Origin of the sequence: Tropicimonas sp. IMCC6043 (assembly GCF_004146235.1) — a bacterium.
Taxonomy (GTDB): Bacteria; Pseudomonadota; Alphaproteobacteria; order Rhodobacterales; family Rhodobacteraceae; genus Tropicimonas.
Window position 1 is genome coordinate 132,184 of record NZ_SELO01000005.1, and the last position, 23,908, is coordinate 156,091.

Annotated in this window: 24 protein-coding genes; 5 read left to right on the forward strand and 19 right to left on the reverse strand. The window is 67.3% G+C overall.

Annotation, left to right across the window (positions count from 1 at the left end; genetic code table 11):
- Nucleotides 1-15: 15 nt before the first annotated feature.
- Both EU800_RS07810 and EU800_RS29020 read right to left on the reverse strand, forming a co-directional pair.
- Complete coding sequence (locus tag EU800_RS07810) at nt 16-1,041, reverse strand: hypothetical protein (RefSeq protein WP_129630293.1); 1,026 nt, start codon at nt 1,039-1,041, stop codon at nt 16-18.
- Between the two features lie 276 nt (nt 1,042-1,317).
- Nucleotides 1,318-3,123, reverse strand: coding sequence for a LysM peptidoglycan-binding domain-containing protein (locus EU800_RS29020; RefSeq protein ID WP_129630295.1), 1,806 nt, complete (start codon nt 3,121-3,123; stop codon nt 1,318-1,320).
- Nucleotides 3,124-3,246: 123 nt separating this feature from the next.
- On the opposite strand from EU800_RS29020, the gene EU800_RS07820 reads away from it, so the two are divergent.
- Nucleotides 3,247-3,813 carry a TIGR00730 family Rossman fold protein gene (locus EU800_RS07820; protein ID WP_129630297.1) on the forward strand — a complete coding sequence of 189 codons (567 nt, stop codon included), beginning with the start codon at nt 3,247-3,249 and terminating at the stop codon, nt 3,811-3,813.
- On the opposite strand, the gene rarD is transcribed toward EU800_RS07820, so the two are convergent.
- The 7 genes from rarD to EU800_RS07855 form a co-directional block, all read right to left on the reverse strand.
- Entirely contained in the window at nt 3,744-4,655 is a 912-nt protein-coding gene (gene rarD / locus EU800_RS07825) for an EamA family transporter RarD (RefSeq protein ID WP_129630299.1), read from the reverse strand. The genes EU800_RS07820 and rarD overlap by 70 nt on opposite strands.
- Nucleotides 4,656-4,793: 138 nt before the next feature.
- Entirely contained in the window at nt 4,794-5,396 is a 603-nt protein-coding gene (locus EU800_RS07830; protein WP_129630301.1) for a superoxide dismutase, read from the reverse strand.
- A 111-nt stretch (nt 5,397-5,507) separates the two neighbouring features.
- Entirely contained in the window at nt 5,508-6,668 is a 1,161-nt protein-coding gene (locus tag EU800_RS07835) for a hypothetical protein (protein WP_129630303.1), read from the reverse strand.
- 153 nt (nt 6,669-6,821) lie between these two features.
- The gene (locus EU800_RS07840) at nt 6,822-7,397 is read right to left on the reverse strand and encodes a sarcosine oxidase subunit gamma (RefSeq protein ID WP_129630305.1); all 576 of its coding nucleotides are present in this window, start codon (nt 7,395-7,397) and stop codon (nt 6,822-6,824) included.
- Nucleotides 7,390-10,404, reverse strand: coding sequence for a sarcosine oxidase subunit alpha family protein (locus EU800_RS07845; RefSeq protein ID WP_129630307.1), 3,015 nt, complete (start codon nt 10,402-10,404; stop codon nt 7,390-7,392). The genes EU800_RS07840 and EU800_RS07845 overlap by 8 nt, the downstream gene beginning before the upstream one ends.
- Nucleotides 10,401-10,724: a sarcosine oxidase subunit delta gene (locus EU800_RS07850; protein ID WP_129630309.1), complete on the reverse strand. Its 324-nt coding sequence runs from the start codon at nt 10,722-10,724 to the stop codon at nt 10,401-10,403. The genes EU800_RS07845 and EU800_RS07850 overlap by 4 nt, the downstream gene beginning before the upstream one ends.
- 4 nt (nt 10,725-10,728) lie before the next feature.
- Nucleotides 10,729-11,058 carry a TfoX/Sxy family protein gene (locus EU800_RS07855; protein WP_129630311.1) on the reverse strand — a complete coding sequence of 110 codons (330 nt, stop codon included), beginning with the start codon at nt 11,056-11,058 and terminating at the stop codon, nt 10,729-10,731.
- An 89-nt stretch (nt 11,059-11,147) separates the two neighbouring features.
- Here EU800_RS07855 and EU800_RS07860 point away from each other — a divergent pair, with 89 nt between their 5' ends.
- Entirely contained in the window at nt 11,148-11,384 is a 237-nt protein-coding gene (locus tag EU800_RS07860) for a hypothetical protein (RefSeq protein WP_129630313.1), read from the forward strand.
- A 17-nt stretch (nt 11,385-11,401) separates the two neighbouring features.
- On the opposite strand, the gene EU800_RS07865 is transcribed toward EU800_RS07860, so the two are convergent.
- Entirely contained in the window at nt 11,402-12,649 is a 1,248-nt protein-coding gene (locus EU800_RS07865) for a sarcosine oxidase subunit beta family protein (RefSeq protein ID WP_129630315.1), read from the reverse strand.
- A gap of 226 nt (nt 12,650-12,875) precedes the next feature.
- Here EU800_RS07865 and ccmI point away from each other — a divergent pair, with 226 nt between their 5' ends.
- The 3 genes from ccmI to EU800_RS07885 are packed head-to-tail and all read left to right on the forward strand — an operon-like array spanning nt 12,876 to nt 15,121.
- On the forward strand, nt 12,876-14,393 hold the full coding sequence (gene ccmI / locus EU800_RS07870) for a c-type cytochrome biogenesis protein CcmI (RefSeq protein ID WP_242500434.1): 1,518 nt from the start codon (nt 12,876-12,878) through the stop codon (nt 14,391-14,393).
- 4 nt (nt 14,394-14,397) lie between these two features.
- The gene (ruvX, locus tag EU800_RS07880) at nt 14,398-14,877 is read left to right on the forward strand and encodes a Holliday junction resolvase RuvX (RefSeq protein WP_129630317.1); all 480 of its coding nucleotides are present in this window, start codon (nt 14,398-14,400) and stop codon (nt 14,875-14,877) included.
- Nucleotides 14,870-15,121: a DUF1289 domain-containing protein gene (locus EU800_RS07885; RefSeq protein WP_129630319.1), complete on the forward strand. Its 252-nt coding sequence runs from the start codon at nt 14,870-14,872 to the stop codon at nt 15,119-15,121. Before ruvX ends, EU800_RS07885 begins: the two co-directional genes overlap by 8 nt.
- Nucleotides 15,122-15,149: 28 nt before the next feature.
- On the opposite strand, the gene dusA is transcribed toward EU800_RS07885, so the two are convergent.
- The 9 genes from dusA to proS form a co-directional block, all read right to left on the reverse strand.
- Nucleotides 15,150-16,178: a tRNA dihydrouridine(20/20a) synthase DusA gene (dusA, locus tag EU800_RS07890; RefSeq protein WP_129630321.1), complete on the reverse strand. Its 1,029-nt coding sequence runs from the start codon at nt 16,176-16,178 to the stop codon at nt 15,150-15,152.
- A 93-nt stretch (nt 16,179-16,271) separates the two neighbouring features.
- Nucleotides 16,272-17,927 carry an EAL domain-containing protein gene (locus EU800_RS07895; RefSeq protein WP_129630323.1) on the reverse strand — a complete coding sequence of 552 codons (1,656 nt, stop codon included), beginning with the start codon at nt 17,925-17,927 and terminating at the stop codon, nt 16,272-16,274.
- A 143-nt stretch (nt 17,928-18,070) separates the two neighbouring features.
- Complete coding sequence (locus tag EU800_RS07900) at nt 18,071-18,946, reverse strand: MipA/OmpV family protein (RefSeq protein WP_129630325.1); 876 nt, start codon at nt 18,944-18,946, stop codon at nt 18,071-18,073.
- Between the two features lie 89 nt (nt 18,947-19,035).
- Nucleotides 19,036-19,440, reverse strand: coding sequence for a cytochrome c (locus EU800_RS07905; RefSeq protein WP_242500435.1), 405 nt, complete (start codon nt 19,438-19,440; stop codon nt 19,036-19,038).
- Entirely contained in the window at nt 19,437-19,862 is a 426-nt protein-coding gene (locus EU800_RS07910; RefSeq protein WP_129630327.1) for a cytochrome c, read from the reverse strand. Before EU800_RS07910 ends, EU800_RS07905 begins: the two co-directional genes overlap by 4 nt.
- 74 nt (nt 19,863-19,936) lie before the next feature.
- The gene (locus EU800_RS07915) at nt 19,937-20,620 is read right to left on the reverse strand and encodes an ABC transporter ATP-binding protein (protein WP_129630329.1); all 684 of its coding nucleotides are present in this window, start codon (nt 20,618-20,620) and stop codon (nt 19,937-19,939) included.
- Nucleotides 20,613-21,899, reverse strand: a complete 1,287-nt coding sequence (locus EU800_RS07920; protein WP_129630331.1) for a lipoprotein-releasing ABC transporter permease subunit — start codon at nt 21,897-21,899, stop codon at nt 20,613-20,615. The genes EU800_RS07915 and EU800_RS07920 overlap by 8 nt, the downstream gene beginning before the upstream one ends.
- A gap of 242 nt (nt 21,900-22,141) precedes the next feature.
- Entirely contained in the window at nt 22,142-22,345 is a 204-nt protein-coding gene (locus EU800_RS07925; protein ID WP_129630333.1) for a hypothetical protein, read from the reverse strand.
- A 147-nt stretch (nt 22,346-22,492) separates the two neighbouring features.
- Nucleotides 22,493-23,833, reverse strand: coding sequence for a proline--tRNA ligase (gene proS, locus EU800_RS07930; protein ID WP_129630335.1), 1,341 nt, complete (start codon nt 23,831-23,833; stop codon nt 22,493-22,495).
- Nucleotides 23,834-23,908: the final 75 nt, after the last annotated feature.

Here is a 23,908-nt window from a genome sequence, read left to right on the forward strand (position 1 = left end):
GCGCGGGCGACCGCTCTATCGCAGCGACGCCAATGTCTCGTTGTAATCCCCGACCGCGTCCCAGACATCCCAGGCCGCGAACAGAACCGGGATCGTCATGCCGACGCGCGCGGCGTTGGACGCCGTCCGTCCGTAGCCCTGGATCGCCGCCTTCTCGCTGGCGACCCGCGCGGTGTTGGCGCCGACGATGTTCTGCGCCTTCCGCCGTGCCGCCTTCTTCAAGCCCTCCTGCGTCAGCCGCTCGGAATATTTCCGGATCTGTCCCTCGCAGCTGCGAATGATCTGCTGCGACTTGACGGTGCCCTCGAGCGCCTTCTCCATCGACCGCCCGGCGATGTTGCCGCCGACTTCGCTGGTCACGGCCTTGCCCGCCTCCATCGAGATACCGGCGACCTGGGCGTTCGGGCCGGCCTCCCAGTTCTTGATCACCGAATGGGTCACCGAATGCGCCGCCCCTGCCACGCCAAAGGCGGTTCCGCCGGCGCCCGCCTCCACTCCAAGAATCGTCAGGCTCGCTCCTGCCGTGCCGCCGCCCGCCGCGGCGGCGACGAAACCGACCCCGACGACCGCGCCGAGCACCGCCACGCCAACCTGCGCACCAAGCTTGATGCGAGCGAGATCCCGGATCGCCTCGTTGGTGACCCCGGCAATTTCGGCGTTGATGTCATGTGCCTCGCGAAAGAGTTCCTGAACGGCGTCGCGGGCGACGTCGCGGACGCGCTCCATCCGGGTGACATAAGAATGCGCCGCCTGCGGTCCTTGTTCGGCCAGGATCCGGATCCAGTTGAGCATGAAGTCCATATGCATGTCGTCTGCGCGGCGCTCGATCTCGGCCTTCGTTGCGGTCTTCACCGCGACGGTGCCCGGCGGCTCTTTCCAGAACAACACGGAATAGACCGCGTTCAAAACGCTGCTGTCCTTGTAGGTCTGCCACTCGATCTGCGTGGTCTGCTGCGTGGCAACCGCCAGGGCGCAGGACCGGAAAAACCGGCTGATCGCCCAAAAATCGTAGCACATTACGGAAATGTTCTTGTTGGTCATCAGTGTCGAGGCCTCCCAATACACACCCTTCACCGAAATCTACCTGCCGGTCCCGGCGCGGAGCCGCGCGGCCCGGTGAACGGAATTGTCGTCCAAATGCGTTTCCCGCAGACAGGTTGAGAACGATTGCCGAGTCGGTCAAGCCAAGATAGGTCCGCGGCGCCCAGGGCATCGCGTGGGAAACTTGCGATCGGGAGGGGATTGCCGGTGCCGGGCGATGGCTCGCACTTGGAATTCGGTGGTATCCGGCCTGTTAATGAAACCGTTGCGCAGAAACTACTCAGCCGTTTCCGGAAGCTCGAAGACCTGCCCGGGATAGATCAGGTCGGGGTCGCGGATCTGGCTACGGTTGGCGCGGAAGATCTGCCAATACTCATATCCGCTGCCATAGCGATCCGTAGCGATCCCCCAGAGCGTGTAGCCCGGCTGCACCGTGATCACCGAGGCCGCCACGCCGCCCTCTGCCAGATCGGACGGTGTCATTCGCGCGATCTCGCCCGGATCCTCCCGCTTGAACGGAGTCTCGAAGCGGGCCACGACCACGCCGGCGGCGTCCACCTGATCCACTCGAAGCGTGTAGAGGCCCGGCTTCACCGCCGGCAGCCGCATCCGCCAGCTTCCGTCGGGCGCGATCCTGGCCGTCTGCACCGGCCGGTTGTTGAGATAGACCCGCACCCGATCCGCCCGCTCCATCGCCGCCGCCGCCCGCCCGGCAAGCGACACCGAGCCGTCGTCGGAATAGCTGATGACATCGATCACCACCCGGTCAGACAACCGCTCGGCCGCCGCGGCAGGGTGCAGGAGTTCGATTCCGCTGCGGTCGGCAAGCAGAACCGTCGGCGTGGCCTCCCGCGTCGCTTCCACCGAGTCCCGACTCGTGTCCTCGGCATCGCTCGGCTCTGCCAACACCGTCCCGGGTTCCGCAACCGCCGGGCGCTCCGCCTCGACTTCCGGCAGCAGCGCTTCAGCCTGCGGTTCCGGACCGGTCGGCGTCTCGGTCTCTACCGCGGCGATTTCGAGCGCCGGCTCTGACTGGGGCTCCGGCACAGTTTCCGTGTCTGGCTCCGTCACCGGCTCCGGTTCCGGCTCGGTCTCACGTTCCGGTTCCGGCTCGGTCTCAGGTTCCGGTTCCGGCTCGGTCTCCGGTTCCGGCTCGGTCTCAGGCTCCGACATAGTGTCGAGTGCGACGGCGTCGGGCGTGGGCGTCTCGAGGGTCTCCACCACTGCGGGCTCGGGCTCCGCACCGACAGCCGGAAACTCCGGAACCTGCGGCCGGATTTCCGCGAGATCGAGCGAGCCCTCCGAACTGTCCTGCGTGTCGGCCTGTCCCGGCATGGAGTCCTCGGACGCCGCAACTTCCTCGCTTCCGGTCGTGTCCGCCTCCTCGGGACCCGTTTCCGCTTCAGCCACGACCGCGTCGGGCGCGGGCTCCAGCGGTGGGGTCAGGATCGCGCTCTGCTCGGAGCGGTATTCGGTGCCGTCGGGACCGATCGCCACGAGATAAAGCACACGGGCGGCGCCGGTCGGGTCGAGATCGAAGATCGTCGCGAAATCGCCCGCCTGGTTGGCCAGGGCGCGCGCCAGGTCGACCGATCCCTCGCGAACCAGCACCTCGAAGCCCGGCGGCGCGGTGCCGGCGATCACGGCAAGGCCGGATGAATCGAGACGGACATCGCCGAAGCGCGGCAACCCGACAGGGGCCGCGACCGTCTGCGATTGCTGCGCCTCTGGCGGCTCGGCGGTGGTCGTCTTTGTCGCCTCTTCAGGCGCCGCCACACTCCCCGCTTCTACAGCGGGCTCTTTCGCTGCATCGTCCGCACTGTCAGCGGAAGGCTCGGGCGCAGGTGCGGGCACCGCGGCACTTTCCGCCTCCGCAGGAGGCTCGGTGGTGGCATCGGCCGCGTCGGCGGGGGCGGACTGGGGTGCGGGGAGGTCGGTGGCCGGCGCGCTCACCTCGGGCGGAGCCGGTGGTGCTGGGGGCGGCGGCGGACCGTCCGAACGCCCGGTCAGCAGGAAATATCCGGCAAGACCGGCCACCGCGACAGCGCCGATCGCAGCCACGCCGCCCGCACCGCGGAGCATCCCCTTTTCCGGCATCCTTCTTCTTCCCAGTGACATCCCCAATCAAACCCCTGCGCGGGTTGTGAGACAATATCAAGCCCGCTATCAGTGAGCCGAAGTACCCGCCTCCAAGGTCTTGCAGCAATGTCACAAAACTTTTCCATTTGCGTCTATTGCGGCTCGCGCGACGGCGCGAACCCCGACTACGCCGTGGCCACCGAAGCGCTCGGCGCGGCGATCGCCGCCGAAGGCTGGCGGATCGTCTACGGCGCCGGCGATGTCGGGCTGATGGGACGCGTCGCGCGCGCCGTGCAAGCCGGCGGCGGCGAAACCTTTGGCGTCATCCCGACGCATCTCTTCCAGCGCGAGGTCGGCAAGCGGGACCTGACGAGCTTCATCGTCACCGAGACGATGCACGAGCGCAAGAAGGTCATGTTCATGAATGCCGACGCCATCGTCGTGCTTCCGGGCGGCGCAGGCTCGCTCGACGAATTCTTCGAAGCGCTGACCTGGGCACAGCTCGGGCTTCACTCCAAGCCGATCCTGCTGCTCGACACCGCGGGCTACTGGACGCAGCTCACCGCATTGCTCGAGCACGTGGTGGCACAGGGGTTCGCGGAGCCGACCCTGCTCGGCTTCGTTCAGAGCGTGCCCGACGTGCCGACGCTGATCGAGCGCCTCCGGGCGGCGCGATCCATGAACAGGCCTTGAGCGGAATAGAGCGCCAGGGCTACCCAGATCAGCGCGAAGGTGATCCCGTGCCACCGGGTGAACGGCTCGGCGAGGACCAGCGCCGCGCAGAGGAATTGCAGCGTCGGGTTGAGGTATTGCAGCAGCCCCAGCGTCGCCAGCCGCACCCGCTGTGCGGCAAAGGAATAAAGGATCAGCGGACCGGCCGTCAGCGGACCGGAAAGCGACAGCAGGAGCTGTGAGCGCAAGTCCGACGCTCCGGCACCGCCGGCATGGCCGGTTCCGGTCCAGAGAAGCCAGGCGGCTGCCAGCGGCGCGAGCAGGAGCACCTCGCCGGTCACCGAGAGAATGGCGCCGACCCTGAGTTGCCGCTTGATGATACCGTAGAGGCTGAAGGTGATCGCCAACACCAGCGCCAGCCGGGGCACGACGCCGATGCCGTAGGTCCGCACCGCAACCCCTGCCGCAGCAAAGCCCACGGCGAGCCATTGCAGCGGCGTCAGCGTCTCGCGGAAGAACACCGCGCCGATGAGCACCGCGACCAGCGGGAAGATGTAGTAGCCGAGCGAGGATTCCATCACGCGCCCGGCCTGGATTGACCAGATGAAGAAGCCCCAGTTGAGCGAGATCAGCACCGCGGCCAGCCCCGCCACCTTCCAATTCCCGGCAATGAAGTGACGGAAACGGCCGACCTGCCGTTGCGCGACCACCACCGCACCGAAGAAGACAAGCGACCAGAGCGTGCGGTAGCACAGCACCTCGAGCGGCGGCACATGCTCGACGAGCTTGTAATAAAGCGGCGAGAGCCCCCAGATGAGGCAGGCCCCCGTCATGGCCAGAAGGCCGCGCTGGCTGTCGTTCATGGGCGTCCCTTTCGGGACCCGTCGATCACGCCGCGCTGGAAGCTGCAAGACCTTCGCACCGTTGCGAGGCGCGACGCAGCCACGAAAAACCCCGCCGCCCTTTCAGGCAGCGGGGATATCGATCCGATGGGACCGGGATCAGCCGAGGCGCGCGGCCACGTTTTCCCAGTTCACCAGGTTGTCGAGGAAGTTCGAGAGATAGGCGGGTCGCTTGTTGCGGTAGTCGATGTAGTAGGAATGTTCCCACACGTCGCAGCCCAGCAGCGCCGTCTGTCCGAAGCAGAGCGGGTTCACGCCGTTCTCGGTCTTGGTGATCTTGAGAGTGCCGTTGGTGTCCTTGACCAGCCAGACCCAGCCCGAGCCGAACTGGCCGGCGCCGGCGGCGGCAAAGGCGGACTTGAACTCGTCGACCGAGCCGAAGGCCTCATTGATCGCCTTTTCGAGCTCGCCCGGCATGCCGGCGCTCGACGGGCTCATCATCTCCCAGAACTGGCAGTGGTTCCAGTGCTGCGACGCGTTGTTGAAGATGCCGTTCTGCGCCACCGCGCCGGCGTCGTAGGTGCCCTTGATGATCTCCTCGACCGACTTGCCTTCCCACTCGGTGCCGGCGATCAGCTTGTTGCCGTTGTCGACATAGGCCTTGTGGTGCAGGTCGTGGTGGTATTCCAGCGTCTCCTTGCTCATGCCCTTGGCGGCGAGCGCGTCATGGGCATAGGGCAGGTCGGGAAGTTCGAAAGCCATGGTGCAAGATCCTTTCGGTGCAACGTTTCCGTGACTTTACTTGTATGTCCTCCGGCGCGGCGTCAACCCGTCGCGTGGCGCGATACCACCTAGCACAGTGCAGCCGGGGCCTCAGGCGGCCGCGTCCAGCCGCGCCCGGACCCGCGCAATCTGGGCCGCCCGATCCGGCCAGTGTTCGAGCGCCAGATCGGTCAGCAGGCGCGCCTCGTCCACCGCGCCGGCGGCCATCCGGTTGAGGATCAGCTTCCAGCAAAAGGAGAAATGCTCTGTCTCGCCGAGCGCCAGTTCATAGACCTCCGCAGCGGCCTCCGGAAAGCCCATCACCTGGTATTGCCCGGCCAACGCGTTCCAGTAGCGCAGGTTCCGCGGCGCGGCGACGATCAGCGCCTCGATGTCCTCCAGTGCCTCCAGCGGCCGGCCGAGCCGGGCCCGCGCCATGGCGAGCGCGAGGTGCAGAATCGGCGCTGCCGGGTCCTCCGCCACGCCGGACATCCGTGCGATGCTCTCGCCCCAGGCCGGGTGGCCACGTTCCGAACAGGTCATCGACAACCGCGCCAGAAAGCCCTTGTCCTGGCGCCGTCCGCGCCGGAGCGCCCGCGCCAGCCCTTCCCGGTCTCCCGCTGCCGCAGCCGCAAGCGCGGTCCGGGCGATGTCGGGCGACGCCATCGCCCGTTCGGGATGCGACCCCATATGCGGCAGCGCGATCACCTCGACGCCGGCCTCGTGGCGCAGAAGTTCCGCGTGAAGAAGATCGTGCGGGTTTGCGGGATCGATCACCGCATAGGCCCGCTCGGGCAGGTCCTCCGGCTCGATCTCCATTCCGGCATGCAGATCGGCCCGGTAATGCTCGGCGTGTCGCGCGCCGATACCGCGCATTCCCGGCGTGATCCGTGCCTGAGGTGCAAAGGCCAGCACCGTCGTGCAGCCGGCCCGCGCACCGTAGCGCAATGCGCCATAGCCGCCCATCGAGGCGCCCACCGCCACCGCGATCTTGCCCGCCTTCACCCGCGACAGCGTTTCCGCCATCGGGCCGGTCTCGGAGGCCGGATACCAGTGCTTGCCACGCGGCAGGATCTCGTAGAGGTCGGCCCCGGCCAGGTCGAGACCCAACGCCGCCGCCGCGACACCTTGCGGACCACGCTCCTCGTCGCCAAAGACGACCCAGGCCGGTTGCTCCGTCCCGGCCCGATGCACAAGCCGCGCATAGGTTCCATCGACGAGATTGGCCGTCGCCCGGCCCGCGTTTCCGCTCTCCCGATCCCCCTCGCTCACGTCGCCTCTCCTCTTCCGGCCGCGCGCGTCGGCTCTTGCCGACAGGGTCGCGCCGCAATGCGGTCATTTGATGACATTCAAGCACACGCTGCCAAGAGCCGACAGGCCACGAGAGTTTGGTTTTGCGCACTTACCGGGCCACGCCAGCCGCCACTACGACGCAGGGAAAAAGCCCACCGCATCGCCCTCTGCCGCATTGGCCAGCAGGTCGAAGGCATAGCGCGCCACCGACCGGAAGCAAATCAGCGTGACATCGCCGCTGTCGTCCATCCAGAAAGCCGCCGGGACCTGCGCCAGCCGGGTACGACGCACCTCGCCGGGGCCGAAAACTGAGGGTGACAGGTCTGCCGGGCAGAGCCGGGCCAGCACCTCGCGCGCGCCGCTGCCGCTGCCGCTGATGCGAAAGCAGGCGCGGGCGTCCGAGACATCGACGGCGAGGAAGTGCGCGCCCTCCAGAGCCCCTTCGAGCAGTGTCACGACCGCCCCGGCTTTTCCATAGGGCATCAGGAGCAGGAGTTCGTCCGGCGACATCCAGGCCACCGCCCGGTCGCGCATCGTCAGGATCTGGCGCGTCTTCGGCATGCCGAGCCCAACCGCCTCGCGCACCGCGCCGCCGACTCGGGCAAAGTCGCCGCGCAACGTCACCATGCCCCTGAGCGGCGCCTCCTCGACCGTTGCCAGCGGCCCGCCCGCACGCGCCCCGCCGAGCGCCGTCACCGCATCAGACATCCTGTTTCTCCCCGTCCGGGTCATAGAAGACCGGGCTGACGATCCTGGTCTCGATCATCTGCCCGTCCTCCCCCATGAACCCGATCACCTCGCCCATCCGTTCCGGCCCTCGGGCCACCAGCCCCATCGCGATGCCGCGCCCGAGCACTGGCGACATGTAGCTCGAGGTCACCCGGCCGATGGTCCGCCGCTGGCCATTGGCGTTCTCACCTTCGCCCGGCGCATAGGCACCATCGGGAAGGACCGAGCCGTCGAGCGTCTCAAGCCCGACGAGCTTCCAGCGCTCCGGGTCGCGCATGTGCACGCGCTCCTGCGCCCGCTTGCCGAGGAAATCCGCCTTCTTCTTCGAAATCGCCCAGTCCAGCCCGAGATCCTGCGGGATCACCGTCCCGTCGGTCTCGTCTCCGATCATGATGAAGCCCTTCTCGGCCCGCATCACATGCAGCGCTTCGGTGCCGTAGGGCGTGACGCCGAACGCCCGCCCCTCCTCCATCAGCCGCGTCCAGAGCGCCAGCGCCTGCCCCGCCTTGACCGCGATCTCGAAGGAGAGCTCACCCGAGAAGGAGATCCGGTAGATCCGCACCGGCACGCCCGCCAGTTCTCCGTCGACCCAGCCCATGAACGGCAGCGCCTCTTTTGACACATCAATCCCGCCGAGCGTCTCCAGAAGCGCCCGTGCCTTCGGCCCGACAACGGCGATCTGGCCCCATTGCTCGGTGACATTGGCGGTATAGACCTGCCAGTCCCACCATTCGCATTGCAGCCAGTCCTCCATGTGCCCGTGGATGCGATCCGCCCCGCCCGTGGTGGTGTGGCACAGGAATGTCTCCTCATCGATCCGCGCCACGACTCCGTCATCGATCAGGAAGCCGTTCTCCGAGCACATCAGCCCATAGCGGCAGCGGCCCAGTTTCAGACTCGACATCTTGTTGGTGTAGAGCATGTCGAGGAAGCGGCCGGCATCCGGCCCCTTGACCACGATCTTGCCCAGCGTCGAGGCGTCCAGCATCCCCACCGAACCGCGCGTCGCCTGAACCTCGCGCGCGATCGCGTCGCCATGGCTCTCGCCCGGCTTCGGGTAGCAATAGGGTCGCCGCCAATGGCCGACCGGCTCCCAATAGGCGCCGGCCGCCTCGTGCCAGGCGTGGATCGGCGTGCGCCTGAGCGGCTGGAACAGGTCCCCGCGCGCCTCGCCGGCGATCGCGCCGAAGGAGATCGGCTGGTAGGGCGGGCGGAACGTCGTCGTGCCGACCTCCGGGACGGGCGCTCCGAGACTGTCGGCGAGAATCGCCAGTCCGTTGATATTGCTGAGCTTCCCCTGATCGTTGGCCATGCCGAGCGTGGTATATCGCTTGGCGTGTTCGACGCTCTCGTAGCCCTCCTGCGCGGCAAGCTGAACATCGCTTACCTTCACGTCGTTCTGGAAATCGAGGAACATCTTCGCGCGCAGTTCCGGCAGCGCCTGCTCCGGCATCACCCAGACGGGCCTCATCGGCCGTTCTTCTTCGTCCCGCGCCTGGGCGGGCGCGATCGCTTTCGTCGCGCCGGAGCCCGCCGCCTGTGCCGCATCCGCTCCCGCGGCCGCCGCGTCGACAAGCACCGAGCCCGTGCCCATGGCGCCCGACGCGCCGCCGGCAGTGCGAACGAAGGGCCGCCCGTCCGCGCCGGTGGGCGCGCGAGAGAAATCGGGGTAGAAATGCGCGTTCGTCTCGGACCAGAGGAGCTTGCCGCCGCAATGTGACCAGAGGTGGACGACCGGCGACCAGCCGCCCGACATCGCCACCGCGTCGCACTTGACCATGGCGCCGGCCGCGCCGGTGCCATTGCCGCGGCAGAGCATGACACCCTCGACCTGTCTGGTCCCCTTCACCTTCATGATCGCGGCGCCGCATTCCACCGCCACGCCGCGCCGGATGGCCTCGCGCGCGAATGGCCCGTCGCTGCGCTCGCGCGCGTCGACCACCACCGGCACCTCGAGCCCCGCATCGACCAGCGCCAGGACCGTGCGATAGGCGTCGTCGTTGTTGGTCACCACAACGGTTCGCCGGCCCGGCGCGACGCCGTAATTGACCACATAGTCGCGCACCGCCGACGCCAGCATGACGCCCGGCACGTCGTTGCCGGCAAAGCTCAGCGGTCGCTCGATCGAGCCGGTGGCAGTGACGATCTGCTTGGCGCGGATCTTCCAGAGCCGGTGTCTCGGGCCGCCCATCTTCGGCGCGTGATCCGTCAGACGCTCGTAGCCGAGCGCGAACCCGTGGTCATAGATCCCGGCCCCCATGCAACGGGCGCAGAGGGTGACATTCTTCATCGCCTCGAGCGCCGCAACTGTCTCGGCGATCCAGGCCTCGGCCGGCTTGCCGTCGATCTCGGCGCCGTCGACGGGCGCGCGGCCACCCCAACGCGGTGTCTGTTCGATCAGCAGCACCCGGGCGCCACCCGCGCCCGCAGCGAGCGCCGCTTGCAACCCGGCGATTCCGCCGCCGATGACGAGCACATCCACGAAGGCGTAGAAATGCTCGTAGCGGTCGGCATCCTCTTCCTGCGGGGGCCGGCCGGACGCCGCGGCCTCGCGGATCAACGGCTCGTAGACATGTTTCCAGAACGGCCGCGGCCAGAGGAAGGTCTTGTAGTAGAACCCCGCCGGCATCATCGCCGAGAACCAGCCGTTCACTGCCATCATGTCAAAGCCGAGCGAGGGCCAGGCGTTCTGGCTCATCGCCGTCAGCCCGTCGAAAAGTTCCGTCGTCGTGGCGCGCTGGTCCGGTTCGAACCGTGCGCCCTGCCCCAGCCCCACGAGCGCGTTCGGCTCCTCCGGCCCGCTGGCGACGATGCCGCGCGGGCGGTGGTATTTGTAGGAGCGGTTGACCAGCATCTGTCCTGCGCCGAGCAACGCCGAGGCCAGCGTGTCGCCCGCGAAGCCCGAGTGGCGCTTGCCGTCGAAGCGGAAGTCCAGGGGCACCTGCCGGTCAACCAGCCGGCCGCCCTGTTCCAGCCGGAAGCTCATGCGCGCCCTCCCCAGCCCGGAACTCGCGCCCGGATCGCCGCGACGATCTCGGCCGGCGGTTCAGGTGTCTGTGCCTTGTAGGTGCCGTAGACTTCGAGCGTCGTGGTCGATCGCACCGCAAGGAACCACTTGCCGCAACCATTGGCATGGCGCCAGCGCTCGAAATGCACGCCCATCGGGTTGGCGCGTTCGAAGAGATAGGCCTCAAAGGCCGCGTCGCTCGATCCGGGGCCTTCGCGCTTCAGATGCGCCTCGCCGCCAGGAGCAAGTTCGGTCTCGTCGCACTGGATGCCGCAATAGGGGCAGGTGAGGATCAGCATGTCGTCATCCTTTCGCCGGCAGGCTCGCCGCATTGAGGAGGGACATTTCCACGAGGGAGCGCCGGAGGTCGTCATCGGCAAAGGCGCCGGCATCAAGCTCGACCATCCCACCCATCTTGCGGCCGGTGAAGGAGAGCGGTTGCGCGCCAAGCTCCAGCGCCGCCGCCTCGCGCTCCTTGCCGACCCGGAACATGGCTCCCTCCCCGATGACGCCGCAGACCATGTTGCCATGCAGCAGGAAGGCGATGCCGCCGAACATCCGCTTTTCCGAGAGCCCGGGCTCCATTCCAAGATCCTCACGCATCGTTTCCGCGTTGAGTTCCGAATAAGGCATCAGGACGCCTCCCTCGCCGCCTGCGAACATCCGCGCCCACGCGGGACAGGCCGGACCTGTCCGAGCGGAAGTGTGTCGCGAACAAGCAATTGACCCGGCTCGGTGCCGAAGACCATCATTGCGCCATGGAAGCCCTGCGCCTCGGTCTTGTCGCCATCGTTACGCTTGCCGTGATCGCCGGCCTCGTGTTGCTGTTTCTGCGCCGGGAAATCCGCCGGGACGCGACGCCCCCCCCACGTCGGCCCAGCCGCCATGACAGCACTCTCGGCAAGGATACGGCCACAACCGACAACTCGGCCACCAAGGCGCTGTTCTACGATCCGTGACATCTCGGCGGGCCTCATCAATGCGCCACCCCCGCCGCCACGCTCTCGTCGATGATCCGCCCCTCGCGGAACCGGTCGAGCCCGAACTCGGCCGCCAGCGGCCCCGGCGCGCCCTTGGCCACCAGTTCCGCCATCGCCCAGCCCGAACCAGGGATTGCCTTGAAACCACCCGTCCCCCAGCCGCAATTGATGAAGCAGTTTCCGAGCGGCGTGGTCGACAGAATCGGTGAGCGATCTCCCGTCATGTCGACGATACCGCCCCATTGCCGCATCATCTTGAGCCGCGATATCATCGGAAAGGTCTCAACCAGCGCCCGGACCGTCTCCTCGATGTGATGGAAGCTGCCGCGCTGGACGTAACTGTTGAACCCGTCCGTGCCACCTCCGATCACCATCTCGCCCTTGTCGGATTGGCTCATGTAGCCATGCACCGTGTTGGCCATGACGACACAGTCCATGCAGGGCTTGATCGGCTCGGACACCAGCGCCTGCAATGCCACCGACTCGATCGGCAGCCGGAAGCCCGCCATCTCCGCGAGCCGCCCCGAATGGCCCGCCACCACGATGGCGAGCTTGTCGCAGTCGATCTCGCCCTTGGTCGTGCTGACGCCTCGGACGACGCCGCCCTCGGACCGGATGCCGGTGACCTCGCATTGCTGGATGATATCCATGCCCATGCCCGAGCAGGCCCGCGCATAGCCCCAGGCGATCGCATCATGCCGCGCCGTGCCGCCGCGCGGCTGCCAGAGCCCGCCGAGCACCGGGTAACGGGGGCCGTCGATGTTGATGATCGGCACGATCTCCTTCACCCGCTCGGGCGAAATGAACTCCGTCTCGACCCCCTGTAGGGCATTGGCGCGCGCCGTTCGCTGATAGCCCCGCACTTCATGATGGGTCTGGGCCAGCATGATCACCCCGCGCGGGCTGAACATGGCGTTGAAATTCACATCCTGGCTGAAGGTCTCGTAGAGCGACCGAGACTTCTCGTAGATCGCCGCCGAAGGATCCTGCAGGTAGTTCGAGCGGATGATCGTGGTGTTCCGGCCGGTATTGCCGCCCCCCAGCCACCCTTTCTCCAAGACTGCGACATCGCGGATGCCGAAATTCCTGCCCAGATAATAGGCCGTCGCCAGCCCGTGCCCGCCGGCGCCGATCACAATCACCTGGTAGTGCCTTTTTGGCTCAGGAGAGCGCCACGCGCGCGCCCAGCCCGAATGGAAGCGAAGCGCCTCGCGGGCGATAGCAAATGCGGAATAACGGCGCATGGCATTCCTCGTCGCTGCTGGCGGAAGGGCGCGATCGGCACACCTCGGCACGATATTCCTTTTGCGAAGCTTTCGAAAAGGGCATCTGCCCGCCTGCGGCATCTTGGGGCCGGGAAACGACCTTGTGACCACCTCACCGCGAGACCGGGTGTCGCGGGGGCTTTGCCCCGCCGGCGTTCCCGGTTAGATCATGGCCGGAACGGAAAGGACGCCGCGGGGAGGGCGCATGACATTCTGGATCATCTCGAGCGGCCTTGCGCTGCTGGTTGCACTGCTCATCGGCAGGGCCCTGCTGGTGCCGCGCGCCTCTGGACCGGGGGCCGAGCCGCGCGACATGCAGGTCTACCGCGATCAGCTCAGAGGCGTCGAGAAGGATCTCGCCCGTGGCGTGGTGTCCGCCGAAGAAGCCGAACGGCTCCGGACCGAGATCAAACGGCGCCTCCTCGACGCAGACAAGGCGCGGGGTCCGGGGACGGGCGCCGCACCGCAGACGCTCAGCTTCGCCGTCGCCGCGGCGACCGGTCTCGCTCTGATCGGCGGCAGCGTCCTGCTCTATGAGCGCATCGGCGCGCCGGGCTATCCCGACCAGCCGCTGAAGAAGCGGATTGCCGATGCAGAGGCTGCGCGGGACTCGCGGCCGAGCCAGGAGGAGTTCGAGGCGATGATGCCGGCCAGTGCGGCGCGAGATGTGGATCCGGAATATGCCGATCTCGTCGAGAAGCTGCGCGCGGCCGTGGCCGAGAACCCCGAGGAGCTCGAGGGATGGATGCTGCTGGCGCGCAACGAGGCGCGGCTCGGGAACTTCCCCGAAGCCCACGCGGCGCAGCGCGAGGCGATCGAACTCAAGGGTGAGGACGCCACGAGCCAGGACTACTCCGCGCTCGCGACGCTCATGATCCAGGCGGCCGGTGGCAATGTCTCGAAGGAGTCGGACGCGGCGCTCAACGCGGCGCTCACGCGCGACCCGCACAATCCGCTCGCACGCTATTACGCCGGTCTCATGCACCTGCAGACCGGGCGCCCGGACCTGACCTTCGCTTTCTGGGAGCCGCTCCTGCGCGACAGCGCGCCGGACGCGCCTTGGGTGCGGATCATCCGCAGCCAGCTCGAGGCGGTGGCGGCACTGGCCGGCATCCAATACACGCTGCCGGCCTTTGCAAGGCCCGCGAACCCGAACGCCCTGCCCGGCCTCTCCGCGGAGGACATGCAGGCGGCGGCCGACATGACGCCCGAGGAACGGCAGGAGATAATCCGCTCGATGGTCGACCAGCTTGGCGAGCGGCTGGCGACCGAAGGCGGCCCGCCGCAGGACTGGGCGCGGATGATCTCCTCGCTCGGCGTCATCGGCGAGACCGAGCGCGCCGCGGCGATCTGGGAAGAGGCGCAGCAGCGCTTCCAAGACCCCGCCCAGCTTGCCATCATCGGCGACGCCGCCCGGGCGATTGGGCTCGAGGCTGCAGCCGCGGCGCCCGGCCCCACGGCCGAGGACATGCAGGCCGCGGCCGAGATGACACCCGAGGAGCGGCAGGAGATGATCCGCTCGATGGTCGACCAACTCAGCGAACGATTGGCGACCGAGGGTGGCCCGCCGCAGGACTGGGCGCGGTTGATCTCCTCGCTCGGCGTGCTCGGCGAGACCGAGCGGGCCGCGGCGATCTGGGAAGAGGCGCAGCAGCGCTTCCAGGACCCCGACCAGCTTGCGATCATCCGTGCAGCGGCAGTGGCCGCCGGTCTGGACGGGTAGCTACATGATCTTCGAGAGCATCGAGGAGTTCGCCGCGGCCTTGCCGCCGGGCCGCCCGGTCGCCGGGCTGGACCTAGGCACGGCGACCATCGGCGTGGCGCTCTCGGACCGTCTGCTCGGCACGGCGACGCCGCTTGAGACCATCCGACGCAAGAAATTCGGTCTCGACGCGGAGCGGCTGCTGGCGCTGCTCGACGCCCGCGAGGCCGGCAGCATCGTCCTTGGCCTGCCGCGCAACATGGACGGCAGCGAAGGCCCGCGCTGCCAGTCGACCCGCGCCTTCGCGCGCAATCTCTCGCGGCTCACGGACCGGCCGATCGGCTTCTGGGACGAGCGTCTCTCGACGGTGGCCGCCGAGCGGGCGCTGCTGGAGGCGGACACCTCGCGCAAGCGCCGCGCCGAGGTGATCGACCATGTCGCGGCGGGGTTCATCCTGCAGGGCGCGCTGGACCGGATCGGACATCTGAGGCGTGGCAATGGCTGACGAGATCTGGAAACGCGACGAGATCGACTCGCCCTGCAACAGGATCTGCCTCATCCACCCCGAGGCGCGGATCTGCACCGGCTGCTACCGGACGACGGCGGAGATCGCCAGCTGGACCCGGCTTTCGCCGGAGGCGCGGCGGGCACTGATGGCGGAGCTTCCGGATCGTGCCGCGCTCCTGAAGCGCCGGCGCGGCGGGCGCGCGGCGCGACTTTCGACGGCGCGGGCATCGGACAAATCCTAGGCGCGCGCATCGACGCTGCCGGACTCGTCTAGGAGGAGCGCGCCTCCAAGATCCCGTCACCCGAGGCGGGAACCCGCTCCAGGGCCGCCTCCAGAACCTCCAGCCCCGCGCCCGGCCGCACCGCCCCTTCGCTGAGAACCCGACGCCATCCCCGCGCGCCTGTCTGTCCGGCAAAGAGCCCGAGCATGTGCCGCGTCACCTGGTGCAGGCTGCCGCCCGCCTCGAGATGGCGCGCGATATAGGGGCGCATCCGCTCTGCCACGTCCCGCGCCGTGATCGCCGGAGCCGTTTCGCCGAAGATCCGCTGGTCTGCCGCAAGCAGGATATCGGCCGGCCGTTGGTAGGCAGCACGGCCGATCATCACCCCATCCATCCCGGCCGCCAGATGCGCCTCGGCCTCCTCCAGCGTCTGGACCCCGCCGTTGATCGAAAGGTGCATCTCAGGGAAACGGCGCTTCATCTCCCGCACCAGCGGGTAGTCGAGCGGCGGAATGTCCCGGTTCTCCTTCGGGCTCAGCCCGCTCAGCCAGGCCTTGCGTGCGTGGATGATGACCCGTTGCACGCCGGCCGCGCGCACCGCCTCGAGAAACGCCGGAAGGACGTCTTCCGGATCCTGGACGTCGACACCGATCCGGCATTTCGCGGTGACCGGCAGGCGCACCGCCGCCACCATCTCCGAAAGGCACTCAGCCACCAGCGCCGGTTTCTGCATCAGCACTGCACCAAAGCGGCCGGATTGAACTCGATCCGACGGGCAGCCGAGGTTCAGGTTGACCTCGTCATACCCCGCGTCTTCGGCCATCCGCGCGGCCTCGGCGAGCTCGCGCGGATCCGCCCCGCCAAGCTGCAGCGCCACCGGGGACTCGGCCGGATCGAAGTCGAGCAGATGCCGCGCGCCACCGCGCACCAATGCGGGCGCCGTCACCATCTCGGAATAAAGCAGTGCGCGCGCCGACATCTGCCGGTGAAAGAACCGGCAATGCCGATCCGTCCAGTCGATCATGGGCGCGACGGAGAGGCGCGCGGCGTCGGAAAGCGGGTCTGTCGGGCCTTGCATCTGCGGTTCCGGGGATCCTGGCGGTCGCTGCGAGTCGATTGCAGGGTTTGCACGTTGCGCGGCTGAAACGCAAACCCACGTTTGCGAGCTGTTCTACCCGCTGCGGGGCGCCCATTTGGGCACCGGCAGGGTCAACGGAAGCTCCAGCAGCCGCTCCAGAGGCAGCGGCGGCGCGAAGAGATAGCCCTGTCCGAACGCACAGCCGGCGTGGCGCAGCGTCTCTGCCTGCGCCATCGACTCGATTCCCTCGGCTATAGCCACGGCATCGAGCCGCTGAGCAAAATCGAGGATAGACTCGCAGAGCGCCAGCGCCCGCGCGCTCTCGGGCAGGTTGCAGACGAAATCGCGGTCGATCTTCAGGTAGTCGAAATCATGCGTGAGATAATAGAGCAGCGAAGTGTGCCCGGCACCGAAATCGTCGAGCGCGATCTTGGCACCCGCGGCGCGGAATTCGTTCAGCCGGGCGACGGTGGCGGGCCCCGGGTCGAGCAGCGCACTCTCGGTGATCTCGAGGATCAGCCCGCCCTCCGCGCTCGCGGCCTCGGAAATGAGCGCGCGCCAGGTCTCGACGCGGTTGAGGACGCTCTCCCCCAATTGCAGCGGCGAGACGTTCACGCTGGCTTGAAAGCCCGCGCCGAACCGCCTCTTCATCTGTGGCAGGTCGGTGCAACATTGTCGGAGCGCCCAGTCGCCCAGTGCATCGATCCGCCCGGCCGCTTCGGCCAGTGGCACGAACCGGTCCGGACCTATCTCGCCCAACTCCGGATGCTGCCACCGGATCAGGGCCTCCGCCGTGGACACGCTTCCGGACGTGAGCTCGACCACCGGCTGATAGAGAAGCCGGAACTCTCCGCGCGCCACCCCTCCCTGCAGGTCGTGGACAAGGCGCCCTCGGTCCCGCGCGTGCAGGCCGACCTCACCGCTGTAGCGAATGGCAGAGCCGCCACCGCGACTCCTGGCCTCGAACAGCTCCGGCGCAATGTCCCGCGACCGACGTGCGTCCGGCCGCAACTCGGCGCTGACGTCGAGCCCCCCGCGGTGCCCGACGAACTCGGCCGCCTCGTCGTCCGGCAGCCTCTGCGCGGTCGGAGTGAGCTCGGTAGAGATCCCGCTCGCCACGTCCCGGATCGCGATGTCCTCGGCAGCGTCCCGCATCAGGCTCTCGAGCCGGCTTTGACGGCCCAGAAGATCGACGCTCGCAATCTGCCAGCGTCGCCGGAACGTTTCTATCAGATGGAGGCTAACGGCCTGAACCGTAACCAGCACGAGCGCCAGCAGCACCCAATTCCCAAACCCCGCGTTCAATGCGTCGAGATCCGTCACCGCCTGCAACCAGCCGGCGGCAAAGAGCCCGCCGATGCCGAGCACGAGCAGGCTTTCGACGGCCATGATCGCCCGGGCAAGGCGGACGTCGACATAGGCGGCGGCAAGGATGACGGCAGCGACAAGGCCGAAGATCGACGGCGCGGCGAGGCCGAAACCGATCATGCCGGTCGCCGCCAGAACCACCAGCGCGGCCAGAGTAACCGGCAACCACGCAGCGCGATCCGGTCCGGCAGGGAACGCCGCCGGAACGGTCGGCACAAGGCTGGCAATGCCCTGGACCAGCAGCAAGGGCGAGGGGCCGAACTGCACCAGGCGTATCAGCGCCAGACCGCCGGCCAGCAGGAAAAAGACGGTGATCATCCTCGGCGGCGGCCGAGTCGACGGCCCGTCCGGCTTCTCGGTGCGGCTCTTCGGAAACCGCATTCAGAACTCCGATCATGTTGCGTTGCGCGCGCCTGTCCCCGAGTCACCTCCCATTGGAGAGCAACCCGCGCGCAGCGATAGCAGCTAGTCTTTAACGCTTGGAAAATTCGTCGGAGTGGCGCTGGCGCCCGCCCCGGCCGGGATCAGAACTGCAGAACGAGTTCCCGCGTGATCCCGAGGCGGAAGCGGAACTGATCCGGAGTGCCCATCTCGGTGATCGGGGAATCGGCGGCGGAGTTCAGCAGACGATCTGCCCGAAGCCCGGCTTCCAACCCCCAAAGATCGTTGAACCGATAGCGCGCCGTGGCCTCGATGCCTGCTCCCAGTAGGCCGCCCTCGGCGTCGAAGGCAGACAGGCCACTGGCCTGGGCCTCGGAATCGGTCACGCCGAAATAGGTCTCGGCGAATTGCGTGTTGCCGAAACTCATGCGCGGGCCGACACGCAGCTCCCAGCGATCGGTCGGAAAAGCGATCGCATCGACACCGAGTTCGCCCGCCCAGCCGTTGTGCCCGATCACGCCGTAGCGTGCGTCCCCGAAAGCCTCGAAATGCTTCTGTCGATAGACAAGGCCCATTCCGAGTTCGAGCGCGGAGTCGATATCCTTGAGCCCCTCGAGTTCCTCGTAATCCTCCGATGTCCGAGCACTGATGAAACGCAGCGAGCCGCGAATGCCGACGGCGCGCGGAGGGCCGCCATTGGTGCTGCCATACTCGCCGAGCCCCCTGAGACGGGCATAGTCGAAATGCAGGGCGAAATCGGGGGCGGCAATGTATTCGTCGGAGCCGAAATAGGCCGGCCGGGCCAGCGCGCCGGCGCGAATGTCGTATCTCAGAACGAAATTCTTCGTCGGGTCGATCCGCAGTGCGGGATTGACCGGCGGGGCCACGGCCGCGGTCGGAGCACCCTCCTCCACCGGTGCTAACGGCGCCATCTCCTGCGCCTGCACGGGATTGACAAGGAGCGCGAAAAGCACCGTCGCCGTCAGAGCAGCGAATGAAAGGGTGGCAGCGAGCGTCACGATAGGATCCCGAATCGGCAGTCAAGCAGTGTTGGTCAAGGATAGAGGGCGTGCAGCGACATTCAAGCAATCATCTCGCTCAGCCGGTGTCACTCGGTCTGCAATGTTGCAAGATAGCGGGCGATGGCCAGCACTGGCGGAGCGACGTCCACCGGCCCGTCCGCGGTTTCGATCCGCTGCCGGTCGTCGCCCTCGAAGAAGGCACCGTAAATCGGCATCGGGCTGCCATGCGCGATCAGCGCCTCGCGCCCGTCGATACGCAGGATCACCTGGCGGAACGGGAAGCTGCCGCCGTTTTCGGCCGCGAGCCCGGTCAGGTCGGGTGGCGGCAGCAGGACGATCTGCGCCGTCGGGCCGTCCCCCGCACCCGTCGCTCCATGGCAGGTCGCGCAATAGCGGCTGTAGAGTGCCGCTCCTGCCGCAACGTCGCTTTTGGCCAGAAGAGGTGGCGCGAACACGAGCAGCGGCAGGGCAAGGAGGGCGATCGGTCTCACGGATCCGGCTCCGTCTGAACGGACTCGAGCCAGAGCACGATGCCGAGAATCGGTTCGGCCGTGGTGAACGGCGAGCCATCGGATGCGTCGAGCAGAACCGACGGACCGGCAAGCAGGCCGCCGAACATCGGCATCGGCCCGCCATGCGCGGTCAGCCCGTCGCGACCGTCGATGATCCGCACCATGCGTTCGGCGTCGAAGCGGCCGTCGTTGCGGCTGGCAAAGAGCGTCAGGTCCGGCACCGGAACGCTCAGTAGCGCCGCGGTCGGCCCGTTGCCGCGGGCATCGGCGCCGTGGCAGCCTGCGCAGGCCTCCAGAAAAACGCGCGCGCCCTCGTCGGCACTGGTCTGGGCGGCCGCCGGCCCGGTCGCGAGGCCGAATGCGGCGGCGAGGAGTGATAGACGGGCAACGGAAACGATCATGGAACGGACCTCCCCGGCGCCAGTCTGTCGCCGCCGTGGCGCTCGCGTCCATGATCTGGGTCAGACGGGCCGCCTCATCCCGCCGCGATCCGCCCCGACTCGAGCCGAACCACGCGGTCCATCCGCGCCGCAAGCTCAAGATTATGCGTCGCGATGAGCGCCGCCATCCCGGTCTCACGCACAAGCGCGATCAGCGCGGCAAAGACCGTTTCCGAAGTCGCCGGGTCGAGATTGCCGGTTGGTTCGTCGGCGAGCAGCAGACGCGGCGCGTTGGCGAGCGCCCGGCAGAATGCGACACGCTGCTGTTCGCCGCCCGAAAGCTGTGCCGGCCGGTGCGTCGCCCGCGCTGTCAGGCCGACGCTCTCCAGCAACGCGGCGGCGCGGGCCTGCGCATCGGATGCGGGCACGCTGTTGGCGAGCTGCGGCAGCACAATGTTCTCCGCGGCGCTAAACTCGGGCAACAGGTGGTGGAACTGGTAGACGAAGCCGACCTCGCGCCGCCGGGCGATGGTCCGCGCCTGTTCGCCCCGAGCGGTCATCTCCTCCCCGCCGAGCAGGACCTGCCCGTCATCAGGCGTGTCGAGCAGGCCCGAGATGTGCAGCAGCGTCGACTTGCCCGCCCCCGAGGGCGCTACCAATGCGACGATCTCGCCCGCCGAGACATCGAGATCGCACCCTTCCAGCACCCGCACCTCGCCGGGCGTGCCAATATTGTAGCCCTTGGCGATCCCCCGCAGTTGCAGCGCCGGCTCACTCATAGCGCAGCGCCTCCACCGGGTTCATCCGCGCCGCCCGACGCGCAGGGAAGAACGTCACGCCGAAGGAGAGCCCAAGCGACAGCAGGACCGCCGAGAGGACATCGCCCGCCTCGAGCTTCGCCGGCAGGTTATAGATGCCGCGGATCGACGGATCCCAGACGCCGCCACCGGCGACATAGTTCACGAAGGAGAAGATCGGGTCGATATAGATCGCGAAGAGACAGCCGAGGATCACCCCGGCGAGCGTGCCGACCGTGCCGACCGCGGCTCCGCAGATGAAGAAGACCCGCATCACGGACCCTTCGGTGAGCCCCATCGTGCGGAGGATGCCGATGTCGCGCCCCTTGTTCTTCACAAGCATGATGAGGCCCGAGATGATATTCATCGCCGCGATCAGGACCAGGATCGACAGGATGATGAACATCACGTTGTCCTCGACCTCGAGCGCGCTCAGGAAGGCGCCCGAGGCGTCGCGCCAGGTCCAGAGCAACACCCGCTCCCCGCCCGCGCGCAGCAGAGGCAGCATCATCTCGCCCACCTGGTCGGGATCGGCCACAATGACCTCGAGTTCGTCCGCCACGCCCTCGCGGTTGAAATAGACCTGGGCCTCGGCGAAGGGCATGTAGGCGCGAGTGCGGTCGATATCGTAACGCCCCGCCTGGAAGATATAGACCACCTCGTAGACGCTGACCCGCGGCGAGGTACCGAATGGTGTTTTCGCGCCATCCGGCGAGATCAGCTTGATCCGGTCACCGACGCTCGCGTTGAGTTCCTGCGCCACGCCCCAGCCAATCGCGATCCCCTCCTCGAAACGGGCGATATCGCCGAGGCTCTGCTGGGGATGCGCGATACGCGGGATGCCGTCGAGATCTTCGGCGGCGATGCCGAACACTTCCACACCCGCATTCCGCCCCTTGAAACTCGCCATCACCTGGCCCTTGACCAGCGGGGCAACGCGCGTGACGCCGGGAACCTGCCGGACCCGCTCTGCCATCGCGGCGTAGTCGTCGATGACCCGGTTGGCTTGGCCGTCCTCGGTCACCGCGACCGAGGGATAGATCGTGACATGGGCGTTGGCGCCCAGAATCGTGTCGACGAATTCGGCCCGGAACCCCGACCGCACGGCCAACGTGGCCACCAGCGCGAAGACCGCCAGCGTGATGCCAACGAGGCTGATCCAGGTCATCACCGACACGCCGCCCTCGGCCCGCCGCGCCCGCAGGTAGCGCCAGGCGATCATCCATTCGAATCCGGCAAAAGGGGGTGGGTTCTGGGCCAAGGCGCTGCTCCGCTATCGGACGACTGCATGCCGGGGAATAGGGAGGGCGTCAACAGCCACAGCCCCCCCTCGCAAGATGCCGCATTTTCCGGCGATCCGGAATGTCGGCCGGCTCGTCCTCTGCCCGAGGGGCTGCCGGTCTCCGGGCGGTGGATTTCTCGTACGCGCGTCGTATCCGCAGACGCTGCGTCCATCACTCGCTCTCCTGCCGTGAGGAGTGCTCGATGGCCGCGACGCGACGGCTACATGTGGCGTTCTTCGGCGGAGAGCTCGGCAAGAGCGGCTGAGATGCGCCGGTGAAGATTCGACAACTGCGCCCGGTCCTGCGCGCTGATGGATGTGGCTCCGACCGGCTTGACAAGGTCGTCACTGATTTCCCTGCGCATTTCCTCGAGCGAGCGGACCACGCCGTGCAGTCGTGAAAGAATATCGGATGTCGAGCTCATGGGTGCCTCCGCGGGACATCAGGACAGGAATGCCGGTTCTAGGCATCATACGCGGCCCACCGCCGGCAAGAAAGCACTTTGGGAAAACGGCAGAAACCCGCCGCGGCGCGCCGCCACCGTAGGGCCGCGGCGCCTTCCCGCGCTCCTTCAGAGCCCAGCGTAGATTTCCGCAACCCGCGCCACGGCCAGTTCCGGCGTCAGTTCCTCACTCTCGCCGGTGCGACGCGACGTCAGCTCGACTATGCCGGTCTTCAGACCGCGCGGACCGACGGTGATCCGCCAGGGCAGACCGATCAGGTCCATAGTCGCGAACTTGCCGCCCGCGCGCTCCTCACGGTCGTCATAGAGCGGCTCGAGCCCCTTCGCGACGAGCCCCCTATAAAGACCATCACAGGCCGCATCTGTGGCCGCGTCTCCCTGCTTGAGGTTGACGATGCCGCAATGGAACGGCGTGACGCCTTCGGGCCAGATGATGCCTGCGTCGTCGTGATTGGCTTCGATCAGCGCACCGAGCAGCCGCGAGACGCCGATCCCGTGCGAGCCCATGTGGACCGGCACCTGCCGGCCATCGGCATCGGCCACGGTCGCGCCCATCGGTTCGGAGTATTTCGTGCCGAAATAGAAGATCTGGCCGACCTCGATACCGCGCGCCTGACGCCGGCGCGCTTCGGGCACTTGCGCCTCGAAGACGGCCGCGTCATGTGTGTCGTCGGTGCGGGCATAGCGCGAGGTGAATTCCTCGAGCACGGCGCGGCATTGCGCGACGTCGTCATAGTCGATTTCCCGGTCACCGAACCGCAGATCGGTGATCTCGCTGTCGTAGAAGACCTCGCTTTCGCCCGTCTCCGCCAGCACTAGGAACTCATGCGTGTCGTCGCCACCAATCGGCCCGCTCTCGGCCCGCATCGGGATCGCCTGGAGCCCCATCCGCTCGTAGGTCCTCAGATAGCTCACCAGGTGGCGGTTATAGGCATGCAGTGCGTCCTCGCGCGTCAAGTCGAAGTTGTAGCCGTCCTTCATCAGGAATTCGCGCCCTCGCATGACGCCGAAACGCGGGCGGATCTCGTCGCGAAATTTCCACTGGATGTGGTAGAGGGTCAGCGGCAGATCCTTGTAGGAGCGGACATAGCTGCGGAAGATGTCGGTGATCATCTCCTCGTTGGTTGGCCCGTAGAGCATGTCGCGGTCGTGCCGGTCTCGAATACGCAGCATCTCCGGCCCATAGGCGTTGTAGCGGCCGCTCTCCTGCCACAGGTCGGCAGGCTGGAGTGTCGGCATCAGAAGCGGGATGTGTCCGGCGCGCTGCTGCTCCTCGTGCACGATCTGCTCGATCCGGCGCAGCACCCTGTAGCCCATCGGCAGCCAGGCATAGATCCCGGCGCTCTCCTGCTTGATCATGCCGGCGCGCAGCATGAGGCGGTGGCTGACGATCTGGGCTTCCGCGGGCGTCTCCTTGAGGACGGGCAGGAAGTAGCGGCTCAGGCGCATGTGTCGAATCCCTTGTCTCTGTCCGTCTCCCGTTACGCAAAGGCCGGGCGGTTTTCCAGCCCCCGGCGCCCGGGA